The organism is Intestinimonas massiliensis (ex Afouda et al. 2020) (assembly GCF_900626285.1).
Taxonomy (GTDB): Bacteria; Bacillota; Clostridia; order Oscillospirales; family Oscillospiraceae; genus Flavonifractor; species Flavonifractor massiliensis_A.
In genome coordinates, this window is record NZ_LR131147.1 from 2,326,247 (window position 1) to 2,352,878 (window position 26,632).

At 58.6% G+C, this 26,632-nt stretch carries 13 protein-coding genes, 8 tRNA genes, 3 rRNA genes and 1 pseudogene; 21 read left to right on the top strand and 4 right to left on the bottom strand.

Going from position 1 to position 26,632, the window contains the following annotated elements; translation table 11 throughout:
• Nucleotides 1-251: 251 nt before the first annotated feature.
• From E0E41_RS11600 to E0E41_RS11665, 14 genes are all read left to right on the top strand, one after another.
• The gene (locus E0E41_RS11600; protein WP_130870051.1) at nt 252-1,763 is read left to right on the top strand and encodes a spore germination protein; all 1,512 of its coding nucleotides are present in this window, start codon (nt 252-254) and stop codon (nt 1,761-1,763) included.
• Nucleotides 1,760-2,848, top strand: a complete 1,089-nt coding sequence (locus E0E41_RS19160) for a Ger(x)C family spore germination C-terminal domain-containing protein (RefSeq protein WP_130870052.1) — start codon at nt 1,760-1,762, stop codon at nt 2,846-2,848. The genes E0E41_RS11600 and E0E41_RS19160 overlap by 4 nt, the downstream gene beginning before the upstream one ends.
• Before the next feature lie 34 nt (nt 2,849-2,882).
• Complete coding sequence (locus tag E0E41_RS11610; protein ID WP_130870053.1) at nt 2,883-3,962, top strand: GerAB/ArcD/ProY family transporter; 1,080 nt, start codon at nt 2,883-2,885, stop codon at nt 3,960-3,962.
• Between the two features lie 579 nt (nt 3,963-4,541).
• Nucleotides 4,542-6,073 (top strand): 16S ribosomal RNA (locus tag E0E41_RS11615).
• A 107-nt stretch (nt 6,074-6,180) separates the two neighbouring features.
• Nucleotides 6,181-6,257 (top strand) — tRNA-Ile (locus E0E41_RS11620).
• A gap of 13 nt (nt 6,258-6,270) precedes the next feature.
• Nucleotides 6,271-6,346: transfer RNA gene (locus E0E41_RS11625), tRNA-Ala, on the top strand.
• A 276-nt stretch (nt 6,347-6,622) separates the two neighbouring features.
• Nucleotides 6,623-9,462 (top strand): 23S ribosomal RNA (locus E0E41_RS11630).
• A gap of 220 nt (nt 9,463-9,682) precedes the next feature.
• A tRNA-Glu gene (locus E0E41_RS11635) sits at nt 9,683-9,757 on the top strand.
• A 119-nt stretch (nt 9,758-9,876) separates the two neighbouring features.
• Nucleotides 9,877-9,992 (top strand): 5S ribosomal RNA (gene rrf / locus E0E41_RS11640).
• Together the 16S, 23S and 5S rRNA genes with 8 tRNA genes alongside form the textbook arrangement of a ribosomal RNA operon.
• 45 nt (nt 9,993-10,037) lie before the next feature.
• A tRNA-Asn gene (locus E0E41_RS11645) sits at nt 10,038-10,113 on the top strand.
• Between the two features lie 68 nt (nt 10,114-10,181).
• A tRNA-Ile gene (locus E0E41_RS11650) sits at nt 10,182-10,258 on the top strand.
• A gap of 3 nt (nt 10,259-10,261) precedes the next feature.
• A tRNA-Trp gene (locus tag E0E41_RS11655) sits at nt 10,262-10,337 on the top strand.
• Between the two features lie 45 nt (nt 10,338-10,382).
• Nucleotides 10,383-10,459 (top strand) — tRNA-Asp (locus tag E0E41_RS11660).
• Nucleotides 10,460-10,463: 4 nt separating this feature from the next.
• Nucleotides 10,464-10,539 (top strand) — tRNA-Thr (locus tag E0E41_RS11665).
• Nucleotides 10,540-10,833: 294 nt separating this feature from the next.
• Here the strand turns inward: E0E41_RS11665 and E0E41_RS18980 are convergent.
• The 4 genes and pseudogenes from E0E41_RS18980 to E0E41_RS11680 all read right to left on the bottom strand — a co-directional run.
• Nucleotides 10,834-10,911, bottom strand: a pseudogene (locus tag E0E41_RS18980) (hypothetical protein); the annotation flags it as partial.
• Between the two features lie 20 nt (nt 10,912-10,931).
• Nucleotides 10,932-11,261: a hypothetical protein gene (locus E0E41_RS18985; protein WP_242623767.1), complete on the bottom strand. Its 330-nt coding sequence runs from the start codon at nt 11,259-11,261 to the stop codon at nt 10,932-10,934.
• Between the two features lie 213 nt (nt 11,262-11,474).
• Entirely contained in the window at nt 11,475-11,594 is a 120-nt protein-coding gene (locus tag E0E41_RS19350; RefSeq protein WP_438819459.1) for a plasmid mobilization protein, read from the bottom strand.
• Between the two features lie 385 nt (nt 11,595-11,979).
• On the bottom strand, nt 11,980-17,100 hold the full coding sequence (locus tag E0E41_RS11680) for a leucine-rich repeat domain-containing protein (protein WP_165450544.1): 5,121 nt from the start codon (nt 17,098-17,100) through the stop codon (nt 11,980-11,982).
• Between the two features lie 622 nt (nt 17,101-17,722).
• Between E0E41_RS11680 and E0E41_RS11685 the strand changes: the two genes are divergently transcribed.
• From E0E41_RS11685 to E0E41_RS11715, 7 genes are all read left to right on the top strand, one after another.
• The gene (locus E0E41_RS11685; protein ID WP_130870055.1) at nt 17,723-18,010 is read left to right on the top strand and encodes a hypothetical protein; all 288 of its coding nucleotides are present in this window, start codon (nt 17,723-17,725) and stop codon (nt 18,008-18,010) included.
• Nucleotides 18,011-18,421: 411 nt separating this feature from the next.
• Nucleotides 18,422-19,693: a DUF3798 domain-containing protein gene (locus tag E0E41_RS11690; protein WP_130870056.1), complete on the top strand. Its 1,272-nt coding sequence runs from the start codon at nt 18,422-18,424 to the stop codon at nt 19,691-19,693.
• Between the two features lie 89 nt (nt 19,694-19,782).
• A complete protein-coding gene (locus tag E0E41_RS11695; protein ID WP_130870057.1) occupies nt 19,783-21,366 on the top strand; it encodes a sugar ABC transporter ATP-binding protein in 1,584 nt (527 codons plus the stop codon).
• A gap of 10 nt (nt 21,367-21,376) precedes the next feature.
• Nucleotides 21,377-22,450, top strand: a complete 1,074-nt coding sequence (locus E0E41_RS11700) for an ABC transporter permease subunit (RefSeq protein WP_130870058.1) — start codon at nt 21,377-21,379, stop codon at nt 22,448-22,450.
• The gene (locus E0E41_RS11705) at nt 22,447-23,574 is read left to right on the top strand and encodes an ABC transporter permease (RefSeq protein WP_130870059.1); all 1,128 of its coding nucleotides are present in this window, start codon (nt 22,447-22,449) and stop codon (nt 23,572-23,574) included. The genes E0E41_RS11700 and E0E41_RS11705 overlap by 4 nt, the downstream gene beginning before the upstream one ends.
• On the top strand, nt 23,571-24,044 hold the full coding sequence (locus E0E41_RS11710; RefSeq protein WP_130870060.1) for a DUF6672 family protein: 474 nt from the start codon (nt 23,571-23,573) through the stop codon (nt 24,042-24,044). Before E0E41_RS11705 ends, E0E41_RS11710 begins: the two co-directional genes overlap by 4 nt.
• Nucleotides 24,045-25,111: 1,067 nt before the next feature.
• On the top strand, nt 25,112-26,587 hold the full coding sequence (locus E0E41_RS11715) for a glycogen synthase (RefSeq protein WP_438819468.1): 1,476 nt from the start codon (nt 25,112-25,114) through the stop codon (nt 26,585-26,587).
• Nucleotides 26,588-26,632: the final 45 nt, after the last annotated feature.

A 26,632-nucleotide genomic window follows, 5' to 3' on the forward strand; every position in this document is an offset into this window, starting at 1 on the left:
CGGTCTCCCTTTCGCTGTGCCCTCAGAAGTCCATTCACCCGGACGCCGCCTGCCGCGATCCCACCACCCGCGGCTCTCTGTGAGGCCTTGATACCGGACTACTCCTCTTCTTCATCGGTTTGCCGATTTAATTTGCTACAGTATAACCGACCGCCTGCCCCTTGTCAAGCCCCTTTTTCCAAAAAACGTATAAACCGGCGGCGGACCGCTATACTACAACAACAGGTCGGAACAGAACGGGAGGGAAGGTTTTGGCGGAACAGCGGGAAAAAACGGTGCCCCACCCCAGGAAGGAGCCCCGGTACGACGGGCCCCTGACCGTGGACCGGCTGGAAGGGATCTTTGCCGGCAGCGTGGACTTCACCCGCCGGACGGCGGCCCTGGAGGGGGAGAGCGCCTGCACCCTCACCCTGTGCTATCTGGAGGGCATGGTGCGCATGGAGCGGGTGAGCGACTATGTGCTCAAGCCCCTGGCGGAGGACGAGGGCCTGCGCCGGTGCGCCACTCTGGCCCAGGCCATGGAGCGGATGGAATCGGGTGCCCTCTACAACCTGGGGGTGGCCCGGCGGACCACCCTGGACCAGGGAGCCTTTGATCTGGTAGACGGCTGGTGCCTGCTGTTTTTTCCCGGGGAATCGGACGTGCTGTCCTTTTTTGTGGGCACCGAGGAGAAACGCTCGGTGTCCGCCCCGGACAATGAGACGGTGCTCAAGGGGTCCCGGGACGGCTTCGTGGAGAGCGTGCGCACCAACACCAGCATCGTCCGCCGCCACCTGAAGGCCCCTGAGCTGCGCATTGTGGAGGAGCTGGTGGGCCGCCAGTCGGTGACGGCGGTGGACGTGCTCTATATTGAAGGCCTCACCGACCCCACCCTGGTAAACGCGCTGCTGGACCAGCTCCGGGCCATCGACATCGACGGGGTATTCGCCACCGGCAACATTGAGGAGTATATCGTCCCCGCCCAGCGCACCCCCTTCCCCCTGGTGCAGTACACCGAGCGGTCCGACCGCTTCTGCGCCGGGCTGTCCGAGGGGCGGGTGGGCCTGCTCATCGACGGCATCCCCCTGGGCTACCTCACCCCGGCGGTGCTGGGCAACTTCCTCCAGGCCCCCCAGGACAAGTCCTCCAGCTGGCTGCTGGCCACCACCCTCACCCTGCTGCGCTACCTGTGCATGATCGTCACCCTCTTTCTCCCCGCCCTCTACGTGGCCATGGTCACCTTCCACCAGGAGATGATCCCCACCAGGCTGGCCCTGTCCATCATCGCCGCCAAGCAGGACGTGCCCTTCCGGTCCGGCTTTGAGGTCATCGTCCTGCTGCTGGCCTTTGAGATCCTCCAGGAAGCCGGCCTGCGGCTGCCCCAGTCCATCGGCCAGACCGTGTCCATCATCGGCGGTCTGGTGGTGGGCAGTGCGGCGGTGGAGGCCAAGATCGTCTCGCCCGCCGTGCTTATCGTGGTGGCCATCGCCGGCATCGCCGGGTACACCATGCCCTCCCAGGAGCTGTCCGGCGCCCTGCGGCTGTGGCGGTTCCTGCTGGCTCTGCTGGCCAGCGTGGCCGGGCTCTTCGGCGCCATTATCGGGGCCGCCGCCCTGGTGGTCCACCTGGCGGGGCTGGAGAGCTTCGGCGTGCCCTACCTCACCCCCTTCGCCGTCAGCGCCGGGAAGGAGGCCAGGGAGCACGTGTTTCTCCGCCGGCCCCTGCCCCAGATCAAGGACCGGCCTCCCGCCCTCCACCCGCTCAACCGGAGGAAGCAGCGATGAGGCGGGCGGCAGTTGTTCTGCTGGCGGCGGCCATGGCCCTCCTGTCGGGCTGCGCCCCTCTGTCCCTCACCGGCATGCTGCCCTACGCCCGGGAGATCGAGGACATGGAGCTGGTGCGTACCCTGGGGGTGGACGGGGACGGGGAGGGCGTGACGGTCACCGCCTCCGGCGGCACCCGGGAGGGGGAGGAGGCCCGCGTGGTGTCCGGCCGGGCCGATACCGTCAGTGCCGCCGTCCTCACCATGCAGTCCCAGGGCTCCTCCTACCTGTACTTCGGCCACGTGGGCCAGCTGCTGCTGGGGGAGGAGCTGGCACGCCGGGGGGTGAACCCCTCCCTGGACTACGTGCTCCGGGATGTGGAAATGCGGCTGGAGACCGCCCTCTACCTGGTGCGGGACGGTGAGGCGGGACAGGCCATGGCCGCGGCGGCGGAGGACGGCTCCGCTACCGACCGGCTGGAGGCCCTGGCGGAGGATGTGGGCCTTACCGCCGACACCATGACCCGCTCTGTCAAGGATGTGCTGGCCGATCTGGAGGACCGGGGAGCCTCCTTCGCCCCCGCCCTCTCCGCCGACGATACCCTCACCGCCGCCGGATACGGCATTCTGAAAGATGGGGCTCTGGTGGGCTGGGCGGATCAGGACGCCGCCCTGGGCATCAACCTGATCCTCAGCCGGGTGGACGCCGACGTGGTGGAGGTGGCCCCGGAGGGGCAGGAGAGCGCCGCCCTCCGGGTGGTGGGGGCCCGCAGCCTTATCCGCCCGGTGTTTGAGGGGGATGCCCTCACCGGCCTGCGGGTGGAGTGCCGGGTGGAGGCCAACCTGGCAGAGGGCCCCTCGGCGGCGGATGACGGCAGGCGGCAGGCGCTGTGTGACGCTCTGGCCCAGGTTGAGCGGGACCGGATCCAGGCCGCCCTGGACCTGTCCGCGGCGTATAATGCCGACTACCTGGGCCTGTGCCGGGCGGCGGCCCTGTTGGCCCCCTGGCACAAGCACGACCTGCTGGACGGGGTGGAGATGAAAGATCTGACCCTCACCGCCCAGGTGGAGGCGGTGATCCAGCGCAGCTACCACGCCGACGGATAGCCGCCTACTATTATAAAAAGAAAGGGGGCCCACTATGGCCGACCACCGGATCTCTCTGCGCCAGCTGCTCACCCTCACCTTTGCCGCCCTGCTGTCTCCTGCCATACGGGTGCTTCCCGGCCGCACCGCCCGGATCGCCGGGGAGGGGGGCTGGCTGGCCGCGGTGGCCGCCCTGCCGGTGCTGCTGGGGCTGTGCTGGGTGCTCTTTGCCCTGCTCAAAGGCGGAAACGGCGGCCTGGGCCAGACGGCGCTGAAGATCCTGGGGCCCGTTCTGGGCCGGGTGGTGGTGGGCCTCTATCTGTTCTGGGGGATGTTCCTTCTGGCCGCCAACGCCCGGCTGGTGGCCCTCCGCTTCCTCACCGTTAGCTACCGCAACGCACCCCTGGCCCTGTTCCTGGTCGCCCTGCTGGCCCTCACCCTCTGGCTGGCAAGCAAGCCGGTCCGGGTGCTGGCCAGGACGGGGGAGGTGTTCTTCCTGGCGCTTGCCATCGGCCTGGGCCTGTCCCTGGCCATGGGGGCCTTCCAGATGGACCCGGGCCGTATCCTGCCCCTGTGGGGAGAGGACCTGCCCAGGATCGGCGCCACCGCCCTGCCGGTGCTGGGCCTGCTGGGCTATGCGGTATTCTCCGCCTTCCTGGGAGGAAGTGTGGAACAGCGGCCCGGCGGCCGCCGGAAGGCTATGAAATGGGCGGTCGGCCTGTGCCTGACGCTGACCGCCCTCCAGGCGGTATGCCTGGGCAATTTCGGCCCCGGCCTCACCGTGCGGATGAACACTCCTTTCTTTATGATGGTCAAGGGCATCGGCATCGAGGGTACCTTCCAGCGGGTGGAATCGGTGATCCTGGCCCTGTGGGTGCTCTCCGATCTGGCCCTGCTGGCCCTGCTTACCTGGGCCTGCTCGGAGATGACCTGTACCATCCTGCCTGTCAGAGAGCGCAGATGGACGGTGCTCCCTCTGGTGCTGCTGGCTCTGGCCGGAGCGCTGTGGCTCTTTCCGGACGCCTTTTTCCTCAGCCGCACCATGGACCGGCTGGCCCTGTGGGGCAATCTGATTGCGGGCTTTCTCCTGCCCCTGCTGCTGCTCCTGGTAAAAAAGCTGCGGCGGCAGGTATAGAGCGCCTATATCTTGTGCATGCTAGGGGGTGGAGACCGGCTTATTTTGTTGTCTCCGGCCGCCGGCAAAAAAACTCTGAAAAAAGTGAAAAAAGCTGTTGACAAAAGCGCCTGCCGGTGGTATTCTATCTGAGCGCCTCACGAGAGGGCACCGAGAACTGAAGGAATTCAGGAGAGACCGAGGTAGAACCTGGACGGACTTCTGAAAGAAATCAGAAAAAAGTGCTTGACAAACTTGAGAGTGCGTGATAAAATAAACGAGTTCGAGCCGAGAGGCAAGAACAGTTTGAAAAGTTCTTGAATCAAGAATTCGGAGCTGAAAAGCTCCGAAAAAACTTGAAAAAAGTACTTGACAAACGAAAACGAAAGTGCTAAAATAAATAGCACGTCAGCCCTTCCGGTTGACAAGAGCGTGTACCTTGTAAATTAAACAACGTGAGAGAAACACGAAGCACCAGAAAGGACGAGAAGTCCTTCTGACAAGCGCAAGCTTGAAGAAGGCTCTTGACAAATTTCTTTGAAGCTATGAATTAGGCTTCAATAAAATTGATTTAAGGAACGAAAGTTCTTTAGATACCATTTTATTGAGAGTTTGATCCTGGCTCAGGATGAACGCTGGCGGCGTACTTAACACATGCAAGTCGAACGGAGTGCCTATGAAAGAGGATTCGTCCAATTGATTAGGTTACTTAGTGGCGGACGGGTGAGTAACGCGTGAGGAACCTGCCTCGGAGTGGGGAATAACAATCCGAAAGGATTGCTAATACCGCATGATGCAGTTGGGCCGCATGGCTCTGACTGCCAAAGATTTATCGCTCTGAGATGGCCTCGCGTCTGATTAGCTAGTTGGCGGGGTAACGGCCCACCAAGGCGACGATCAGTAGCCGGACTGAGAGGTTGACCGGCCACATTGGGACTGAGACACGGCCCAGACTCCTACGGGAGGCAGCAGTGGGGAATATTGGGCAATGGGCGCAAGCCTGACCCAGCAACGCCGCGTGAAGGAAGAAGGCTTTCGGGTTGTAAACTTCTTTTCTCAGGGACGAAGAAAATGACGGTACCTGAGGAATAAGCCACGGCTAGCTACGTGCCAGCAGGCGCGGTAATCCGTAAGTGGCAAGCGTTATCCGGATTTACTGGGTGTAAAGGGCGTGTAGGCGGGATTGCAAGTCAGGCGTGAAAACTATGGGCTTAACCCATAGCCTGCGTTTGAAACTGTAGTTCTTGAGTGCTGGAGAGGCAATCGGAATTCCGTGTGTAGGGGTTAAATGCGTAGATATAAGGAGGGACGCCAGTGAAGAAGGCGAATTGCTGGAAAGTAACTAGCGCTGAGGCGCGAAAACGTGGGGAGCAAACTGGCTTAAATCCCCTGGTGGTCCACGCCGTAAACGATGGATACTAGGTGTGGGGGGTCTGACCCCCTCCGTGCCGCAGTTAACACAATAAGTATCCCACCTGGGGAGTACGATCGCAAGGTTGAAACTCAAAGGAATTGACGGGGGCCCGCACAAGCGGTGGAGTATGTGGTTTAATTCGAAGCAACGCGAAGAACCTTACCAGGGCTTGACATCCAACTAACGAAGCAGAGATGCATTAGGTGCCCTTCGGGGAAAGTTGAGACAGGTGGTGCATGGTTGTCGTCAGCTCGTGTCGTGAGATGTTGGGTTAAGTCCCGCAACGAGCGCAACCCTTATTGTTAGTTGCTACGCAAGAGCACTCTAGCGAGACTGCCGTTGACAAAACGGAGGAAGGTGGGGACGACGTCAAATCATCATGCCCCTTATGTCCTGGGCCACACACGTACTACAATGGTGGTTAACAGAGGGAGGCAATACCGCGAGGTGGAGCAAATCCCTAAAAGCCATCCCAGTTCGGATTGCAGGCTGAAACCCGCCTGTATGAAGTTGGAATCGCTAGTAATCGCGGATCAGCATGCCGCGGTGAATACGTTCCCGGGCCTTGTACACACCGCCCGTCACACCATGAGAGTCGGGAACACCCGAAGTCCGTAGCCTAACAGCAATGGGGGCGCGGCCGAAGGTGGGTTCGATAATTGGGGTGAAGTCGTAACAAGGTAGCCGTATCGGAAGGTGCGGCTGGATCACCTCCTTTCTAAGGAGACTTCAACAGAACAAGTTCTGTTGTAACGTCCTAAGGTCAGCTTTCTGGAGTGAATGAGCTTTCACGTTGTTTAATTTAGAGGGTACACGCGTACAGATGGGCCCATAGCTCAGCTGGCTAGAGCGCACGACTGATAATCGTGAGGTCGGTGGTTCGAGTCCACTTGGGCCCACCACTTCTCTCTCGATGGGGGTATAGCTCAGCTGGGAGAGCACCTGCTTTGCAAGCAGGGGGTCGTCGGTTCGAGCCCGACTATCTCCACCAATTCAATATTGGATTGAAGTATCTGAGATTCAGGTATTTCAATCTGGTCTTGAAAGAGGCTGGAAGTCAGCACCTTGAAAACTGAACAATGCAGAAGAAAGTACAAGAGCAAGCAACAGAGGGCAAACAGCAATGTTGTGGAACTTATAAATGATAGAATGGCGATAGCTGTTCTAGTGAATGGGTAAAACAATGTAGCCAATTGCAAACTTCTGTGATGCCTGCATAATTCATGATCGAATAGAGAACAGCTCAGAAATGAGACTGTTCTACTAAGGTCAAGCTATAAAGAGCGCAAGGGGAATGCCTTGGCATCAGGAGCCGATGAAGGACGTGACAAGCTGCGATAAGCTGCGGTGAGCTGCACATAAGCTTTGACCCGCAGATTTCCGAATGGGGAAACCCGGCGGAGCAATACTCCGTCAGCCTGCGTTGAATCAAATAGGCGTAGGTGGGGAACCGCCTGAACTGAAACATCTAAGTAGGGCGAGGAAGAGAAATCAACAGAGATTCCGCAAGTAGTGGCGAGCGAACGCGGAAGAGGGCAAACCGGAGGATTTATCCTTCGGGGTTGCGGACCGACACAACGGCAGGATAGTTTAGCTGAACGGTATGGGAAGGCCGGCCACAGCGGGTGATAGCCCCGTAGGCGAAAGACGAATCCTGTCAGTCGAGTTCCAGAGTACCGCCGGACACGTGAAACCCGGTGGGAAACTGGGGGGACCACCCTCCAACCCTAAATACTACCTGATGACCGATAGAGGAGCAGTACCGTGAGGGAAAGGTGAAAAGGACCCCGGGAGGGGAGTGAAACAGAACCTGAAACCTTGTGCTTACAAGCACTCAAAGCACGTTAAGGTGTGATGAGGTACCTTTTGTAGAATGGTCCGGCGAGTTATTGTTACTGGCGAGCTTAAGGTATTCAGTACCGGAGGCGAAGGGAAACCGAGTGTTAATAGCGCGCATAAAGTCAGTGGCAATAGACCCGAAACCGGGTGACCTATCCATGGGCAGGTTGAAGTGGAGGTAAAACTCCATGGAGGACCGAACGCACGCCCGTTGCAATGGTCGGCGATGACCTGTGGATAGCGGTGAAATTCCAATCGAACTCGGAGATAGCTGGTTCTCCCCGAAATAGCTTTAGGGCTAGCGTTAGCTTAGATTACCGGAGGTAAAGCACTGAATGGGCTAGGGGCCGATAAGGTTACTGAACCCTATCAAACTCTGAATGCCGGATAATTGATGGTTAGCAGTCAGACTACGTGAGATAAGTCTCGTGGTCAAAAGGGAAACAGCCCAGACCCACAGCTAAGGTCCCAAATGTATGCTAAGTGGAAAACGATGTGGAGTTGCGAAAACAACCAGGATGTTGGCTTAGAAGCAGCCACTCATTAAAAGAGTGCGTAATAGCTCACTGGTCGAGTGACTCTGCGCGGAAAATATAACGGGGCTAAGCATGCAACCGAAGCTTGGGATTGCCGCAAGGCAGTGGTAGGGGAGCGTCGTGTACGGGGTGAAGTCGTAGCGGAAGCAGCGGTGGACTTTACACGAGTGAGAATGCCGGAATGAGTAGCGAGAATTATGTGGGAATCATAATGGCCGAAAATCTAAGGTTTCCTGGGGAAGGTTCGTCCGCCCAGGGTAAGCCGGGAGCTAAGGCGAGGCCGCGAGGCGTAGTCGATGCACATACGGTTGAAATTCCGTAGCCACCGAACTTTAAGTACACTGACACATGGAGATAGCGGGACCCGGGCGTTGGTTGACCCGGGCGTAAGGGACCGAAATCAAGTAGGGAAGTCCGCGATGCTCTGTGGCGAGAAAAGGTGTATGGTATACTAAGGTGCCCGTACCGCAAACCGACACAGGTAGATGAGGAGAGAATCCTAAGGCCAACGGGAGAAGGGTTGTTAAGGAACTCGGCAAAATGACCCCGTAACTTCGGGATAAGGGGAGCCTCCTACGGGAGGCCGCAGCGAATAGGCCCAAGCGACTGTTTACCAAAAACACAGGTCTCTGCTAAATCGAAAGATGACGTATAGGGGCTGACGCCTGCCCGGTGCTGGAAGGTTAAGAGGAGAGCTTAGCGCAAGCGAAGGTTTGAATCGAAGCCCCAGTAAACGGCGGCCGTAACTATAACGGTCCTAAGGTAGCGAAATTCCTTGTCAGGTAAGTTCTGACCCGCACGAATGGCGTAACGACTTGGGCACTGTCTCAACAGCCCACCCGGCGAAATTGTTGTACTGGTGAAGAAGCCAGTTACCCGCAACTAGACGGAAAGACCCCATGGAGCTTTACTGTAGCTTAATACTGGAATTCGGTAAATCATGTACAGGATAGGTGGGAGGCTTGGAAGCCTGGGCGTCAGCTCAGGTGGAGCCACCCTTGGGATACCACCCTTGATTTGCTGGATTTCTAACCTGCGGCCGTGAATCCGGTCGGGGGACACTGTTAGGTGGGCAGTTTGACTGGGGCGGTCGCCTCCTAAAAGGTAACGGAGGCGCTCAAAGGTTCGTTCAGCACGGACGGAAACCGTGCATTGAGTGTAAACGCATAAACGAGCCTAACTGCGAGACCGACGGGTCGAGCAGTAACGAAAGTTGGAGTTAGTGATCCGGCGGTATGCAAGTGGAAGTGCCGTCGCTCAACGGATAAAAGCTACCCTGGGGATAACAGGCTGATCTCCCCCAAGCGTCCACAGCGACGGGGAGGTTTGGCACCTCGATGTCGGCTCGTCACATCCTGGGGCTGTATTCGGTCCCAAGGGTTCGGCTGTTCGCCGATTAAAGTGGCACGCGAGCTGGGTTCAGAACGTCGTGAGACAGTTCGGTCCCTATCTGTTGCGGGCGTAAGAGATTTGAAGGGAGCTGTCCTTAGTACGAGAGGACCGGGATGGACGTACCTCTGGTGCACCAGTTGTCCTGCCAAGGGCATAGCTGGGTAGCTATGTACGGACGAGATAAACGCTGAAGGCATCTAAGCGTGAAACTCTCCCTAAGATTAGATCTCTCATCCTTCGGGAGTAAGGCACGTCGTAGACTATGACGTTGATAGGTCGGAGGTGGAAGCGCGGTAACGCGTGTAGCTGACCGATACTAATAAGCCGAGGGCTTGACCTTAACATGATGAATGCAGGCGCTTGCCTGGTACGATCTCTGCNGTAAGGCACGTCGTAGACTATGACGTTGATAGGTCGGAGGTGGAAGCGCGGTAACGCGTGTAGCTGACCGATACTAATAAGCCGAGGGCTTGACCTTAACATGATGAATGCAGGCGCTTGCCTGGTACGATCTCTGCATTGTTCGGTTTTGAGGGTGCTGACAATAGCGACGCGTAAACGGCCCGTTGGTCAAGCGGTTAAGACGGCGGCCTCTCACGCCGCAAACGTGGGTTCGATTCCCGCACGGGTCACCATTTTCCTCTTGACAAGAGGGCCACAAGTGAATATAATAACTTATCGTTGAGAAGAACGGTAAGGAGAAGAAAGTTGTTGAAGTTTCTTTTGCTTACTTTTCTTTTCAAAGAAAAGTACAGTTGGTGTTGATTGCGGTGAGGGTCCACCCGTTCCCATCCCGAACACGGAAGTTAAGCTCACCTGCGCCGAAAATACTTGTCTGGAGACGGACCGGGAAGATAGGTAACGCCAACACAAACCAGAGGGGTCTGGCCTGACCAGGCCGGACCCTTTTGATATTCCTCCTTAGCTCAGTCGGTAGAGCATGCGGCTGTTAACCGCAGGGTCGTTGGTTCGAGTCCAACAGGGGGAGCCAAAAGAAATGTGGCTTGCCGCCACAAATGTGACGGCAAGCCCACTTTTTCAAATTGTGGAACGGCATATGGGCCTTTAGCTCAGTTGGTTAGAGCAGCCGGCTCATAACCGGCCGGTCCACGGTTCGAGCCCGTGAAGGCCCACCATTTAGGGGTATAGCTCAGCTGGTAGAGCATCGGTCTCCAAAACCGAGTGCCGAGGGTTCGAATCCTTCTGCCCCTGCCAGACGAATCCAGTTGATAAACTGTTTGTGATAAAATGAGTAGAAATGGCGCGGTAGTTCAGTTGGTTAGAACGCCGGCCTGTCACGCCGGAGGTCGAGGGTTCAAGTCCCTTCCGCGTCGCCATTATGCTGCTGTAGCTCAGTCGGTAGAGCGCATCCTTGGTAAGGATGAGGTCTCCGGTTCAAATCCGGATAGCAGCTCCAAAAAGCCTTGAAAACTTCGGTTTTCAAGGCTTTTTTGTTGCAATATCTGACTTTTTGGCGCGGGTCAAAATGCGGGTCAGTTGGTTGACCCACACCGTGACCCACACGCGGAAAGGGCCGGAAAGGTTCAAAGAGTGACGGGCAGGAAGTTTGCGCTTCCTGCCCGTCTTTTTCTCTGCCTTACATGACTTGTTCCATAAAGCTGCCCATGGTGGCGGCTGCCTCGTCCTGCTTTTGCCTTGTTGCGTGGGTATAGGTGCGGAGGGTGAACCCGGCATCGTAGTGCCCCAGCATGGAGGACACCGTCTTTACGTCTACGCCGTTCTGCAGGGCTGTGGTGGCGAAAGTGTGCCGCAGGTCGTGGAAACGGATATGGGGGAGCCCAGCGTCCTTTAGATAGGGGAGGGGAACAGGTAGGGGCTGTCCGGGTGCTTGTCGTGCTCCTGGATCAGCAGACCCACCGCCGTCTGTGGGATGGACACCAGGCGGACGGAGTTTTCCGTCTTGGGCCGGGTGAGCTCCAGGGAGCCATCCGGGTTGCGGACATACTGCTTGCTGACGGAGATCGTCTTACCCTGGATATCTACGTCGTCCCATCGCAGGGCCACCAGTTTACCCTTCCGCAGGCCGCTGACCAATTCCAGATAGAACATGGGAAGGAGATCTTGGGCTTTGGCCGCCTTCAGATAGATGTGCATGTCTTCAGAGGGAAGAATCTGCATCTCAATCTTCCGGGGCCTTGGAGCAATGCAGTCCTCGGTGGGATTCCTGGGTATCAGCCGCGTTCCTTCACCGCCCGTTCCAGGGCAGCGTGGAGCATGAGGTGGACGCTGTGGACCGTATCTGTACTCGCCCTTGATGGGCCAGAGTGGTCAGTTGGTTCAGGTTCTTGCCCCAGGCCCGCAGCTTCGACAGGATGTGCTTGAGTTCTTCCATCACATAAATGGCTGATTCAGGGCGGCATTCAGCAGATACTCCTGTTGGCTCAGCCCGGAGCGTCTGACCTTGGCGTTAATCTGCCTCCTTTCGGCTGGGGTTACCCGGAAGGCGATCACCTGGTTTCTCGTTCACGTTGTCATATTTTTTCCCTCCACGTAAAAATTTGGTATGCTGCCGCTCCCTTTTTGGGAACGACAACATACCAAAAATTTTTGTGGATAGCCATACCAAAAGGCCAGAGTTAAGAGAAAGTTATCAATCGCAACCGCCGTTTTGTTTCCTGCGGCGCAAGCTTTACGGTGTGGAGGTGAGGCGTAGATGCCGGTCAGGGGAAAGTGGGTGCGGACTTCTGCCAGCAAAAAGGTGTTTGGCGGCCGCCTGCCCCGCCCAAGGGTGGGTAAAATTGTGCCCGTCTACAAGGAGATTACACAGCGGTTTACAGTGAGGCACACGGGGCGTGTTGTGCTTTTCCTTGCAGACTGCCTATTTTTGAGGGGAAGGTCATACCGGACATTCTGCCGCTTCCGTCAAAGGAGCATAAGTGTCGTCCAGGACGAAAACCCGCACATAGGCTGCTTCAGTGGAATAGAAATCCACCTGACCCAGGTTTTGTACGCCGGCGGCCGTCACCTGATCGGCAAGGACCTGGCTATCCAGCAGTTTTCCGTCTGCACGATAGACGGCAAAATAGAGAGAATATTGTTTTTCCTCCTGGGTGGAATTTTGAACCGAAGCAATGACGCTGACCTTTCCGCCACTGCCAGCCACAGCGCTGGCGGAAAGGACACAGGCCTCTGTCCTGGGCCCTTTTACCACAGCAATAGAGGTATTGTTGGACGCAAGATTCTCTTCCAAGGGCTCTAAACCCTCGGCGGTGGCTTCCACCGTGAGGAACCGGTTATTTTCCATCCCCTGGGCCAACTGGAAGGTGACAAAGGTGCCCTCACCGCTGGCAGGGGCGGTCACAGTCTGGGTGGCCAGCAGGGTGGCGCCGGCGGAGTCATACAGCTTCACGGTGAGATCACCCAAGTCAGTCTGGCCCCGGTTGACCACCAGCGCCTTGACCTGGGTGGAGGCGCCGTCGGAGGAGGCCACAGCTCCCTCTACTGAGACGTCGGACAGGCGCAGGGAGAAGGAAGCGGTGTTGTCCTCGGAAGTCCGGTCAGTGTAGCCGGCGGCGCTCACCTTGACGGTGAGGTCTCGATAGACGGACAGGTCCTCACCCAGGGGCACACTGATGTAAAAGATATCGGACTGGCCGGAGGCCAGGGAAGCCTCAAAGGCGCTGCTGCTCAGGACCTGGCTGCCCGATTTCACCTGGATGTTCACAACATCCACGTTGGCCATGCCGTGGTTGGCCACCCGTACCGGGATATCCAGGGTGCCGCCCTTGACCAGGGACTGCTCCAGATAGGTGGCATGCTCAACGGCCAGGTCGCAGTAGGGAGTGACCGAGTAAGTGGTCAAGCGAGCGGTGCCGCTGAGGTAGTTTTTCTGGCTGTCATCCAGCCCCCGCTCACAGGCGGTGATGGACAAGGTGCCGTTTGAGAGGAACGCGGCGGAGAAGCTGCCGATATTTCCCGTGGTTCCGGTGAGAGCCATGGGCTCGCCCCAGCCGGTGCCGTCGTTAAAACTGGCATACAGGGTGCTCTTGCGGAACTCGTCGTCCTCCAGATAGACAATGGCCTCCATCCCTGTATCGCTGCGCAGGTATTGGTAGCGGTCGGTGTCCGCCGCCAGAGCCACGGTGTCCTGGCCGATTTGAATGGCTCCATCGGAATACCAGACCAGCTGGCCGCCGGTGATGGCGGGCTTGAGGTCGGCCACGTCGTTATGGGTCACCTGCTCCAGGGTGGAGCCGTCAAAGTGGAAGATCTCCCGGTCGGCAAGGGTGTTGGGGTCTCCGTCAGTGTCGGCGGAGAACCAGATGTCCTCTCCGTCGGCCGCCAGGCCGTCCACCAGGTAGAGATTGTCAACCAGGGTGTCCGGGTACCACTGACCCTCCGCCAGCCGCTGGATGGAGTAGGTCTTTTCGCTGCCGCCGAAGGGGCTGTTGGCCGAGTTGGAGACCCAGACTACCGCAAATTTCCCATCCACCATAGTCATATCCATGGTGGAGTCGTAGTACTCCGTACCGAATTTTCCCATCCGGCTAAACGCGTTGGACGCAGGGTCAAACCGGTAACAGGTGATATCCAGCAGGGCGGGAATGGTCTCGTCCGTATCCTCTGCGGTGAGCGAGCGGGTGGCATCCTGCCACACCAGGTAGACGGTGTCGTTGATGGTTTTCAGCTTGGGGTTGAAGTCGGCGGTTTCATCATCGCCGATCTCCACCGTGGTCGGGGTGCTCCACCTGCTGCCGTTGTAGTAGCTGTAATAGAGCATGGTACGGTTATTGGCCTCCGGACGCCGATCCTCTCCCGGGTCGTCGGTCCACACCGCCACCTGCCGTCCGCCGGACAGAGCGGCCGTCTGGACGGTGGCATAGGGGTAGATCCCACTACCGGTCACCTCTCCTGCGGTGAGGACGGTATTTTCCTCTCCCACCGCCTGAAGGTCCAGCACCGGGTCGGGCTCCAGTCCCAGGTAATCCCGGGATTGGGGCTGCCAGTCGGCCTCCTGCAGCGCCATCAGGGAGAGAGAGGCGGTATCCGCTTCCTCCCCCCAGAGGTAGATCTTCTCACCCTCAAAAATGACCAGATCGGCCGAGAAGCAGAAGAAGGTGGCCTCGGCGCCGATGCTGCCCTGGAAGGTGCAGGAGGAATCCTGCTCTGTCATGGGAATCTTGAACGCCACCTCGCCGGTCCCCTTGCCGTAGATGCCCGCGCTGGCAATGGAGTCCCAGCCCAGACCGCCTGCCACCTTCATCTCCAGGGAGGCCTTTATGTCGATGGGCTCTACTTGAAGGGCATCACTTGTCTCGTTGGAGTAGAGGGTAATGTTGAAGGTGACCTTGGGATTGATGGAGCCGGAGATGTAGAAGGGGACGCTGGCGGCGTAGAGCTGGAAGGTCTGGGTCACCCCGCCCTCAAAGCTCACCCCCACGGTGCCTTTGGAGAGGACGATGCCGTACTGGCCGTTGTCGTATTTGACGATCTTGCCCTCGGCGCAGCCCAGAATGCTGGCCGAGCAGTCCACCACAAAGGCGCTTTTCTGTATGGTGATCCCTGCCCCGCGGCTCTCCAGAAGGTGGCGCAGGCCCTCCATATCCAGGCCTTCCTTCGTCTGGTGGCTGTACTCCAGGGCGTCCTTGATGGTGTCGAAGGCGATATCCTCCTCTTTCTCCTCGTCTACCTTCACCCCCAAAAGGGCCTGGACGGTGCCGTCCCGCTCTACCTTGAGAGAGATGGAGACATCTTTGGGCAGATCAACCCCAAAGGAGAACTCCGACAGGAATTGGCCTCCGCTGCTGGGAGCCGTGGCGTCAAAGGTATCGCCCAGGACCAGGTCCAGGTTCGCCTGCTCGGCGAGAAGTGCGGCACCCAGCTGGACGGCCTCCACCTGGCCGCCGTACTCCATGAGAAGGTACAGCTTCTTGTCTGCCTTTAACCGGAAGGAGATGTTCCCGCCCTCGGTAAAGCCCTCCTGGATCTCCCAGCCGTCGGCGGGATCCAGGGTCTGGGACAGATACAGCTTCCCTGACTGGCCGTTCCAGTTGACCTGGACGTAGAGGTCGGTCTGCTCGGTCAGGCTGCCGGCATAGAACTTGAGGGAGTTGTGGAGCAGGTCGGCGTAGTCGTCTTCCGGGCTGTGGCGGGCGTAGACCGCCTGGACGAAGGGTTTGGTGGTGGGGTAGGCACCGGTTCTGGGGTAGAACTCAATGGTATTAAAGGTAGAGAGTACCTCCAGCGGCAGGGATACGTCGAACATCTCCGGTTGGGTGAAGGAGACGGTGGAGTTGGGCTGTTCCTCCACAAAGGCGGTGGAGATGGAGGTCTGGCCATCTGCCGTGGTGGCGGAGGCGCCCAGGTAAGTCAGAGTGACGTTGGAGACGGGCTGCTCTACCTGGGGACCCACGTCCGCGATGAAGTCGAAGTTCCGCTGGCTGAGGGAGCTGTAATAGTCGGCATCGTGGAATTCGTAGTTGTCCTTGCCCAGAATGGCGTAGGCTGCGTATCCGTTCCAGGTGGGGCTGTCCCATCCAGACTTCCCGGGGGTGTAGTAGAGCACGCAGTTATCATTGAAGGTGGAGTCATACATTCCGGATTCGCATACCCACGAGGGGGCGTTCCCCAGGAAACGGAAGGTGTTGACGCTGGAGTCTCGGAATGTCCGATCGCCCAGTTCTGTCAGAGATTCCGGCAGGACCAGCAGGGAGGGCAGGCCGGTACAGGAGGAAAAGGCGTCGCCCTGGATGCGCTCCAGTCCCTCCGGCAGGTCGATAGAGGACAGGCTGGTACAGCCTGCAAAAGCATTGCCGTTAATGTTCTTAAGTCCCTCCGGCAGGTCAATGGAGGGCAGGCTGGTACAGCCTGAAAAAGCGTTGGCTCCGATCGTCTGTACGCTCTCAGGCAGCGTGACGCTGGTGAGGTTTCTGCAGCTCCAGAACATTTGGGCGGGGATGATGGTCCAGCCATCCGGGATGACGGCGCTGGTAAGGCCGTCACAGTCCTCGAAAATACCACTTTTAAAATAGCTGGAAGAGGAGGGAAGAGAAATGCTGGTGATCTGGTCGCAGTAGGCAAAGGCGTCGAGGTCGAAGGAGACCCCTTCTGGAATGTCCAGATGGCCGGCGATGCCCGAACTACGGAAGGCCTCCTTACCAACAGTGGTGAGTGAGGCGGGCCAGCGGATGCCCGTCAGGCTGCTGCAGTAAGCGAAGGCGTATTGATCGAGGGTGGTTACGCTGTCCGGCAGGTTCAGAGTACCGGCGAGAGCAGAGCAGCTGCTAAAAGCGTTGGAGCTGATGGTTGTCAGCGCGGCGGAGAACTTCACGTCGGAAAGGCTGGTACAGTCCCTGAAGGCCCCCACACCTACTGTTTTTACACTGTCCGGCAGGTCAAGACGGGAAAGGCTGCTGCAAGAGGATGCAAAGCCATCGGGGATCCTGGTCAGCCCATCCGACAGGTGTATCTCTTTCAGGTTCTTGCAGCCGGACAGCAGATATTTGCCTGTCCAGATCTCAGGCCCTTCAAATGTGACCCCTTCGAGGCAGCTGCAGTTGGCGAAGGCGTAATCTCCGAGATCGGTGATCCGAGCAGGGATGGTGAGGTGACTGGGCAGGCCGCCGCTGAGCCACTCAAACGCGTGAGAGCCGATACTGGTGAGGGTGGAGGGCAGATTGATTTCCCCGCAGATATCGCTGAAAGCGCCGGAGAAGTAGCGGCTGATGTGGGTGATGCCCTCTCCTACCGTCACCGTCAAGCGGATGCTGCTGTCGCTGTCGTTGTAGGGCTCCAACGCATTGAACCAGGGCGTAAGCCCAACGGAGGAATAATCCTTCATGGCGCCGGTGCCGGAGAAGGTCAGGGTCTCCGCCTCCAGATCCAGTTCCCAGGAGATGCTGGTACCGTCGCCGCTCTTTCCGCAGTAGCCGGAATAGGCCACATCACCGCTTGCCAGGGTGGAAAGCTCCTCCGTGTCTTCCGGGAGGACGGTGGTCCCGCCTTCTGATGGAAGCAAGGTATCTTCTTCCACAGGCGGGACTGATGGTTGAGACTCCGGTGAATGGGTTGGTGCCTCTGCTGCCCGCGGCATCGGGGTCAGACTGAGTAAAAGACAGAGTGCCAGTGTCGCTGAAAGAAATCGGGTTGGTTTCCACATAGCAAATACACCTTTCTTTTCTATCTTTCCTAAAATCTGTATACATAAAATAAGTGTAGCACGTTGCAATGCCGTTTGCAAAGAAATCTGGACAAGTACAGGTATTTTATTTTATATGGTGTAACAGGTGTATGTTGCACGGTATCCAGGGACCGGCGGCTCTGTGGGTGCCTAGCGTTCCGATGATAATCAACAGAAAGCATACGGAAGCAGCAAGGGAAGACGCCAGCAATGAAACTGCTGAAACACTAAGGATTGGGAAACAGAGGCAAATGCACTCCGTTTTGTGGAGGAGACGCTCCGCAGCGCCCCTCTTTTTTTCCGCTTCATTGCAAGACGACCAGATGGACGGTCTGGCGTGTTCCGGTCTTGTGAGTCACGGTACTGCTGTCCGGAGGAGCATTTCGGGGAAAAGCCTTTCTTATTTGGCACGGGTCCTTGCTCCGATTCAGACCGGCGGACGGTTCCGGCGGAAAGCACGTTGACAGTTGTCAAAGCTTCTGGCATCGGCACCTTCATTTACCGCGCCGCCCCGGATATTTTAAAAATAGCAGGCAGTTTTCAGGCTGTCAGGCTTGCTGTTTTTTTGCATAGAGTCTTGTATAAAAATCCTTTTCTTCCCTGGAAATCCTTTCCCTCCTGCAAAGTGCAGCCGCGGCGCCTGAAGTCAAAAGCAGGGAGAAGCCAGAGCCCCAGCCAACGGCATGATGCCGGTGACCAAGGCGCTGGTTTTGCCCCTTGCCCGTGGGAGCCCTTTTTTGAGTCCTGACAGCTTCCGCGCAGAAGCTGCCGCGTATCATGCGTTATGCCTTTTTTTAACCGCGGTCTGGCACTTTACAGTGCTATCTATCACACTTCGATAAAAAGGGAACACTTGTCAACTGCGTCAGACAGTAATGCGGACCCGCCGTCCCTTTTTTAAGGTACTGGTCGATTCCGTCCCCCGATCCGGGGGCAAGCCTCCGGATCGGGGGATGATTGCCCATGGGCTATCAAGCGGACTGTCGAAAAAAACCATGCACTTGTTTCCACTCAAGAGTGAATTACCTTGTAGTTTTTGGGGAGCCGGAGGGGTGGGCTGGGTGTTGACAAACTATGAACTAAGTATTGACAAACTATGAACGTCTGGTATTATTAAACTATATATCCCCGGTAAGTCTTTTGAAAATTGGAGGTATGTATGAAAAAAGCGATTAGTTTCTTGCTGTCGGCAGCCATGCTGCTGGCCCTGGCTGCCTGCGGTAGCGGCGGCAATCCCTCCGGCGCGCAGAACAGCGCCGCCCCCCAGAGCAGTGAGGCCCCCTCCGGCTCCGACGCCGGCGACACCTTCAAGATCGGCATTGTTACCGGCACCGTCTCTCAGTCCGAGGACGACCGCCGCGGCGCCGAGGCCTTCCAGGCCATGTATGGCGAGGACCGGGTGGTTCTGGCCACTTACCCCGACAACTTCACCGATGAGGTGGAGACCACCATCCAGAAGATCGCCGGCCTGGCCGATGACCCCGACATCAAGGCCATCGTTGTCAACCAGGCGGTTCCCGGCACCACCGAGGCCTTCCGTCAGGTCAAGGAGCGCCGCCCCGACATCATTTGCATCGCCGGCGAGTCCCATGAGGACCTGCCCGAGATCGGCTCTGCCGCCGACCTGGTGTGCAACAACGACTTCGTGGCCCGCGGCTACCTGATCATCCGCACCGCCCATGAGCTGGGCTGCACCGACTTCGTGCACATCTCCTTCCCCCGCCACATGGCTTATGAGACCATGAGCCGCCGCGTGGCCGTCATGCAGAAGGCCTGCGAGGAGTTCGGCATCCAGTTCCATCAGGAGACCGCTCCCGACCCCACCTCTGACGTAGGCGTCGCCGGCGCCCAGGCCTACATCCTGGAGAAGGTGCCCGAGTGGGTCCAGAAGTACGGCACTCAGACCGCTTACTTCTGCACCAACGACGCCCACACCGAGCCTCTGCTCAAGCAGCTGTTCAAGTATGGCGGCTACTTCATCGAGGCCGACCTGCCCTCTCCTCTGATGGGTTATCCCGGCGCTCTGGGCCTGGACCTGACCGAGGAGGCCGGCGACTTTGAGAAGATCCTGGCCAAGGTGGAGGAGGCCGTCTGCGCCACCACCACCGACGACGGCGTGAGCGGCGCCGGCCGGTTCGGCACCTGGGCTTACTCCTACGGCTACACCACTTCCGCCGGCCTGGCCCAGCACGCCATGAACGTCATCAACGGCGAGAGCGACCTGAAGGATATGGACGACATTGCCAAGGCCTATGAGGTGTTCTCTCCCGGCGCTGAGTGGAACGGCTCCGGCTACACCAACGCCACCACCGGTGTCAAGTCCGAGAACATCTTCCTGGTGTACCAGGATACTTATATCATGGGCGATCCCGGCTACTACATGGGTTCCACCGACGTGGAGGTGCCCGAGGAGTATTTCACCACCGCCTAATCTATTTCTCCAATGGTTCATTCCAAACAGCAGGGGGAGGAATTTCTCCCCCTGCTGTTTTCAAAGCGGGAGAGGAGTAAAAGAACACTATGGAAAACAACAACGCTCCCTTGCTGGAAATGCGGAACATCAAAAAGGACTTCTTCGGCAATCAGGTTCTGAGCGACATCAACATCACCCTGCAGGCCGGCGAGGTGCTGGGCCTTGTGGGCGAGAACGGTGCCGGCAAGAGCACGCTGATGAAGATTCTCTTCGGCATGGACGTCATTCGGGAGACAGGCGGTTATGAAGGCGAAATCCGGCTGAACGGTCAGACGGTGAAATTTGCCACGCCCTTTGAGGCGCTGGCCGCCGGTATCGGCATGGTACATCAGGAGTTTTCCCTGATCCCCGGCTTTACCGCCGCCGAAAACATCCTGCTCAACCGGGAGCCCACCAAGCGGAACATCGTCTCCGAGATTTTCGGGCCCCGGCTGGATACGCTGGACTACAAGACCATTGCGGACCGCGCGGAAAAGGCCATCGACAAGATGGGCGTCCGGATCAACGCCGACATGGTCATCAGTGATATGCCCGTGGGCCACAAGCAGTTTACCGAGATCGCCCGTGAGCTGAGCAAGGAGCAGCTGAAGCTGCTGATTCTGGACGAGCCCACCGCCGTTCTGACCGAGAAGGAGGCCGAGGCCCTGCTGGACTCCATCCGGAACATGTCGGCCCAGGGGATCTCCGTTATCTTTATCACCCATCGTCTCCACGAGATCCTGTCCGTGTGCGACAAGGTGGTCATCATGCGGGACGGCTATGTGGTGAAGGAGAGCCCGGCGAAGGAGATCGACGTGCCGGAAATCACCCGCTGGATGGTGGGCCGGAATGTGGAGTCTGCCTCCGTCTCTGAGGCCCGGGAGCTCCCCGATGCCAAGACCATCATGTCCATCCGCAAGCTGTGGGTGGACATGCCCGGCGAGACGGTGCGCAACATTGACCTGGACATCAAGGAGGGAGAGATCCTGGGCATCGGCGGCCTGGCCGGCCAGGGCAAGCTGGGTATCCCCAACGGCATTATGGGCCTGTATGAGGCAGGCGGCACGGTGGAGTTTGAGGGCAAGCCCATCCCCCTCAACAGCCCCAGAAAGTGCCTGGATGCCTCCTTGGCCTTCGTCTCGGAGGACCGGCGGGGCGTGGGCCTGCTGCTGGACGAGTCTCTGGAGTGGAACGTGGCCTTCTCAGCCATGCAGATCCAGAATAAATTCCTCAAAAACTTCGGCCTGTTCTCCTGGCGGGACGAGCGGGCCATCCGCGCTGTGACCAATCAGTATATTGACGAGCTGAAGATCAAATGTACCGGCTCCCAGCAGAAGGCGAAGGAGCTCTCCGGCGGCAACCAGCAGAAGGTGTGTCTGGCCAAGGCATTCGCCCTGCAGCCCAAGTTCCTCTTCGTCTCCGAGCCCACCCGGGGCATCGACGTGGGCGCCAAGGCGCTGGTGCTGGAGGCCCTCAAGCGGTTCAACCGGGAATACGGCGTTACCGTGGTGATCATCTCCTCCGAGCTGGAGGAGCTGCGCCAGTCCTGCGACCGGATCGCCATCGTCTCGGGAGGGCGGATCGCCGGCATCCTGCCGGCCACCGAGTCCTCGGAGGCCTTCGGCACGCTGATGGTCAGCCAGGTGGTATAAGGAGGACGTCATGGACAAAACATTGGAAAAGAAAAACGGGTTCAAAGCCCTGCTGGACAGCTATGGCCTGCCCCGGATGATCATCACCTGCTTCGTCCTGCTGCTGTTTATCATGGCTCCCATCGTGGGCGCCAACCTGACCATGCAGGTGGGCAACGTGATCAACCGCTTCAGCTGGAACGCGGTGCTGGTGCTGGCCATGGTGCCCATGATCCACTCCGGCTGCAGCCTGAACTTCGGCATCCCCCTGGGTATCATAGCCGGCCTGCTGGGCGGCACTCTGTCCATCCAGTTCGGATTTACCGGGGTGGCCAGTTTCTTTATGGCCATCCTGCTGGCCACGCCCTTCGCCCTTCTGCTGGGCGGCGGCTACGGCTGGCTGCTGAACCGGATCAAGGGCGGCGAAATGATGATCGCCACCTATGTGGGCCTGGCCGCCATCTCCTTCATGTGCATGATGTGGCTGCTGCTGCCCTACACCAGCCCCACCATGGTGTGGGGCCTGTCCGGCCAGGGCCTGCGTACCACCATCTCCCTGGACGGCTTCTACGGCGGGACCCTGGCCAACTTCCTGCGGATCCCCATTGATCCGGAGAGCGGCCTGTACTTCCCCACCGGCGCCATCCTGTTCTTCGCGCTGCTGGCCTTTGCCATGTGGGCCTTCCTGCACACCAAGACCGGCACCGCCATGACCGCCGTGGGCTCCAACCCCCAGTTCGCCCGGGCCTCCGGCATCAGCGTGGACAAGATGCGCCTGCTGTCGGTGATCATGTCCACCTGGCTGGGTGCGGTGGGCATCCTGGTCTACCAGCAGGGCTTCGGCTTCATGCAGCTGTATACCGCCCCCAACAACATGACCCTGCCCGCCGTGGCTGCCATCCTCATCGGCGGCGCCGCCGTCAACAAGGCGTCCATCCCCCATGTGATCATCGGCACCATCCTCTACCAGAGCGTAGTCACCCTGACGCCCACCGTCATGACCGCCATGATCCACATGGACGTGAGCGAGGTGGTGCGTATCATCGTCTCCAACGGCATGATCGTCTACGCGCTGACCCGCGTCATTAAGGGGGGGGCAAAATGAAACGGAAACAAACCTCTAAATTCAGCCTCAAGCGGCTGATCCAGGACAATTCCGTGCCCATCATGTTCGTTGTGATCTGCCTGATCTGCCTGCCCCTGGCGGGCTACTCCCCCTCCTACCTGATCAATGAGCTGATTACCCGCATGGGACGCAACACCTTCCTGATCCTTGCCCTGCTCATCCCCATCATGGCGGGCATGGGCCTGAACTTCGGTATGACTCTGGGGGCCATGGCCGGTGAGATCGCCCTGATCCTGGTGGTGGACTGGCAGATCTGGGGTATCCCCGGCATCATCCTGGCTATGATCATCTCCATCCCCATCTCCATCCTGCTGGGCCTCTTCTGCGGCAACCTGCTGAACAAGGCCAAGGGCCGTGAAATGGTCACCAGTTACTTCATCTCCTACCTCATGAACGGTGTCTACCAGCTGGTGGTGCTGTTCCTGATGGGCCCTGTGATTCCCATCATCCACGCCACCCTGAAGCTGCCCCGGGGCTACGGTGTCCGCAACACCGTCAGCCTGCTGAGCATGCGCCAGCAGCTGGACAACCTGCTGGCCATCAATGTGGGCGGCGTCAAGATCCCGGTGCTCACCTTTATCATCATCGCGGTGCTCTGCCTGGTCATCGTCTGGTTCCGGCGCACCAAGCTGGGGCAGGACATGCGGGCGGTGGCCCAGGACATGGAAGTGGCCCGGGACGCCGGCATCAATGTGGACCGCACCCGCATCATCGCCATTGTGATGTCCACAGTGGTGGCGGGCTTCGGCATGATTATCTATCTGCAGAATCTGGGCAACTTCCCCACCTACACCGCCCACGTGCAGATCGGCACCTTCAGCATCGCGGCCCTGCTGGTGGGCGGCGCGTCGGTGGAGAAGGCCTCCATCGGCAACGCCTTCCTGGGCGTGCTCCTGTTCCACATGATGTTCATTCTGGCGCCGGAGGCGGGCACCACCATTACCGGCGACTCCATGATCGGCGAGTATTTCCGTACCTTCGTGTCCTACGGCGTCATCACCGTGGCTCTCGTCCTGTATGAGACCAGAAAGCGCAGGGTCAAGAACGAAACCGGCTATCTGCTGGCGCTGGCCCAGAAGGAAGAGGAGGCGCGTGCGAAATGAACCGTCGCAGACTTGTATTCCGGCTCCTGCTGGTCCTGATCCTGGTGGCCATCGCCGGTGTGATGATGGTCATTGGCCGGGGTCATACGGTATACTTTGACAACAAGGCCCTGGAGTACCAGGGCACCACCTATGAAGCGCCCTACAAGATCGAGATCCATGTGGGCAACAGTGCCGACGGCGACGCCCTCTCCAAGCTCTATGACAACGAGCGGGCCTCGGCCGATCAGATCGGCCAGAAGATCACCGTCACTCTGGTTGTCACCCAGGAGAAGGGCGGAGACGAGGAGGCCCCGGTGACCTACACCATCCCCCTGCCCTACGGCATGGACGGCCCCATCATCAACCTGCCTGCCTACCTGGCCGGGCTGCCGGAGGAGGCCTACCTCTCCGAATTCGTCCCGGTTATCACCGAAGAGCCCGAAGAAACCGTGGTCATCGACGACGGTATGGGCCTGGGCGATTTCTGATTTTACAAAAGCGATCCTGCCTGCATCAAGCGGGCAGGGTCGCTTTATATTTGATCTGCCTCTGTGAGCTTGGATGCAGATTCTATAAAAGGCAGGCGCTTCCATCTGTCCAAATTTGCGTCAGTGTGGTATGATACAGGGGAACCCATGAAAGGGCGGAGACAGGGACGCCGTGCCTGTCCGAAACATACAGTGCCTGAAGGACCGGATGGTGACCAATTCCGGTCCGTATGGAAGAAAAAGAGACTGTTCATATGGCCTCCTTTGGTAAAAATATGGATTTTCGTCTGAATTCTGCCAGAAGGGGCTGTCAAAAGAGGGACTGATGTGTTATATTCTTGCCGATAGCAAAGACCCGCCCTTGTGCTGCTTCCTGTTCCGGTGGAGGCGCCTGGGCCTGATGATAATAGCAATGTGTGAAAGGAAGGTTCATGATGGCACGGGAAAAAGCGGATTCCATGAATGTAAAGAAGACTGTATCCAAAAAGAAAACTGAGACTGCCACGGCGAAGACTGCTCCCGCAGTGGAAAAGGTCACCCCTGTAGAGAAAAAGGCTGCTCCCGTGGTGGAAAAGGCCGCTGCTGTGGAGAAGAAGGCCGCCCCTGTTGAGGAAAAGGCCGCTGCTGTGGAGAAGAAGGCCGCCCCTGTTGAGAAAAAGGCCGCTCCTGTTGAGGAGAAGGCCGCCCCTGTTGAGAAAAAGGCTGCTGCTGTGGAGAAGAAGGCCGCCCCTGTTGAGGAGAAGACCGCTCCCGTCGAGAAGAAGACCGCTCCCGTCGAGAAGAAGGCCGCCCCTGTTGAGAAAAAGGCCGCCCCTGTTGAGGAGAAGACCGCTCCCGTCGAGAAGAAGACCGCTCCCGTCGAGAAGAAGGCCGCCCCTGCTGAGAAAAAGACCGCTCCTGTTAAAAAGACTGCTTCTGCTGTGAAAAAGGCGGCACCCGCCGGAAAGAAGAAGGCTGCATCCGCCGGAAAGAAAGCCGCACCCGTTGAAGAAAAGGCTGTGCCCGTTGAGGAAAAGACAGTGCCCGTTGAGGAGAAGGCCGTGTCCGTTGAGGAAAAGGCTGCCCCCGTGAATGAGACGGCCAACCTGCCCCGCAGGAGCGTGGCGTTCATCGGTTCGGAGTGTCACCCCTTTGTCAAGACCGGCGGTCTGGGCGACGTGATGTACGCGCTGCCCCGGGAGCTGGCCCGGCTGAACTGTGACGTCCGGGTCATCCTGCCCCGCTACGCCTGCATCCCCCAGGAATACCAGAACAAGATGATCTACCGGGGCGAGTTTTACATGGACCTGGGTAAAACCGGGCGCAATTACTATGTGGGGATCATGGAATATATCTGGGATGGCGTGGTGTACGACTTCATCGACAATCAGGAGTTCTTCTCCTCCGGCAATCCCTATACCAATCTGGTGGACGACATCCCCAAATACTGCTTCTTCAGCAAGGCAGCCCTGGCCGCGCTGAATTATATGAACTGGATCCCCGATATCGTCCACTGCCACGACTGGCAGACGGCTCTGGTACCGGTATATCTGCGCACGCTGTTCAAGGATTCCCCGGTGGGCCGGGCCCGGTCTGTCCTCACCATCCATAACCTCCGGTTCCAGGGAATCTACAACATTCCCACCATCCAGTACTGGTCCGGCCTGCCTGACGAGGTGTTCGGCATGGGCGCCCTGCAGCAGGACTGGGTGAACGCCAACATGCTCAAGGGCGGCCTGGCCTACGCCGACCGCATTACCACCGTCAGCGGCACCTATGCCGGTGAGATCCAGACCAGCGAATACGGTGAGGGGCTGGAGGATCACCTGCGCTACCACAGCGGCAAGCTCAGAGGTATCGTCAACGGCATCGACTACGGCATGTGGAACCCGGAGACTGACCCCGCTCTGGCGGACAACTACAGCCTGGGCAACGTGCTGGACCACAAGATGGCGAACAAGCTGGCCCTCCAGAAGGAGCTGGGTCTGGAGCAGGACACGGGCAAGTTTGTCATCGGCCTGATCTCCCGCCTGACCAACCAGAAGGGGCTGGACCTGGTCAACGCCATCATTCCCCAGGTATTGGACGGCAATACCCAGGTGGTGGTGCTGGGCACCGGCGACAAGCAGTACGAGGACGCCTTCCGCTCCTATGAGAATGCCTACAAGGGCACCTTCAGCGCCTGTATCCAGTATGATGAGGGCAGGGCCCACCGGATCTACGCCGGCGCGGACGCCCTGCTGGTGCCCTCCCGCTTTGAGCCCTGCGGCCTGACCCAGCTCAACGCCATGCACTACGGCACCCTGCCTATTGTGCGGGAGACCGGCGGCCTGAAGGACACCGTGGAGCCCTATAACGAATTTACCGGCGACGGCAACGGCTTTACCTTCGACCGCTACGACGCAGGCCTGCTGCTGGATGCCATCAACCGGGCCAAGACCCTCTATTTTAATAACCGCTATCACTGGGACGAGGTCGTCCAGCGCGATATGGCGAAAGACGTTTCGTGGGAGAAGTCGGCGAAGCAGTACAAGGATCTGTACCTGGAACTGACCCAGTGGTGAGCTGAAAAACACCGGAAGAAATACAAAAAGTCTGTACCGTGGAGA

Bases quoted from the DNA above. Each gene is read 5' to 3' on its own strand.
- E0E41_RS19160 (WP_130870052.1), top strand. From the start codon at position 1,760: ATGAGGCGGGCGGCAGTTGTTCTGCTGGCGGCGGCCATGGCCCTCCTG.
- E0E41_RS11610 (WP_130870053.1), top strand. From the start codon at position 2,883: ATGGCCGACCACCGGATCTCTCTGCGCCAGCTGCTCACCCTCACCTTT.
- E0E41_RS18985 (WP_242623767.1), bottom strand. From the start codon at position 11,261: ATGCAGATTCTTCCCTCTGAAGACATGCACATCTATCTGAAGGCGGCC.
- E0E41_RS11690 (WP_130870056.1), top strand. From the start codon at position 18,422: ATGAAAAAAGCGATTAGTTTCTTGCTGTCGGCAGCCATGCTGCTGGCC.
- E0E41_RS11695 (WP_130870057.1), top strand. From the start codon at position 19,783: ATGGAAAACAACAACGCTCCCTTGCTGGAAATGCGGAACATCAAAAAG.
- E0E41_RS11700 (WP_130870058.1), top strand. From the start codon at position 21,377: ATGGACAAAACATTGGAAAAGAAAAACGGGTTCAAAGCCCTGCTGGAC.
- E0E41_RS11705 (WP_130870059.1), top strand. From the start codon at position 22,447: ATGAAACGGAAACAAACCTCTAAATTCAGCCTCAAGCGGCTGATCCAG.
- E0E41_RS11710 (WP_130870060.1), top strand. From the start codon at position 23,571: ATGAACCGTCGCAGACTTGTATTCCGGCTCCTGCTGGTCCTGATCCTG.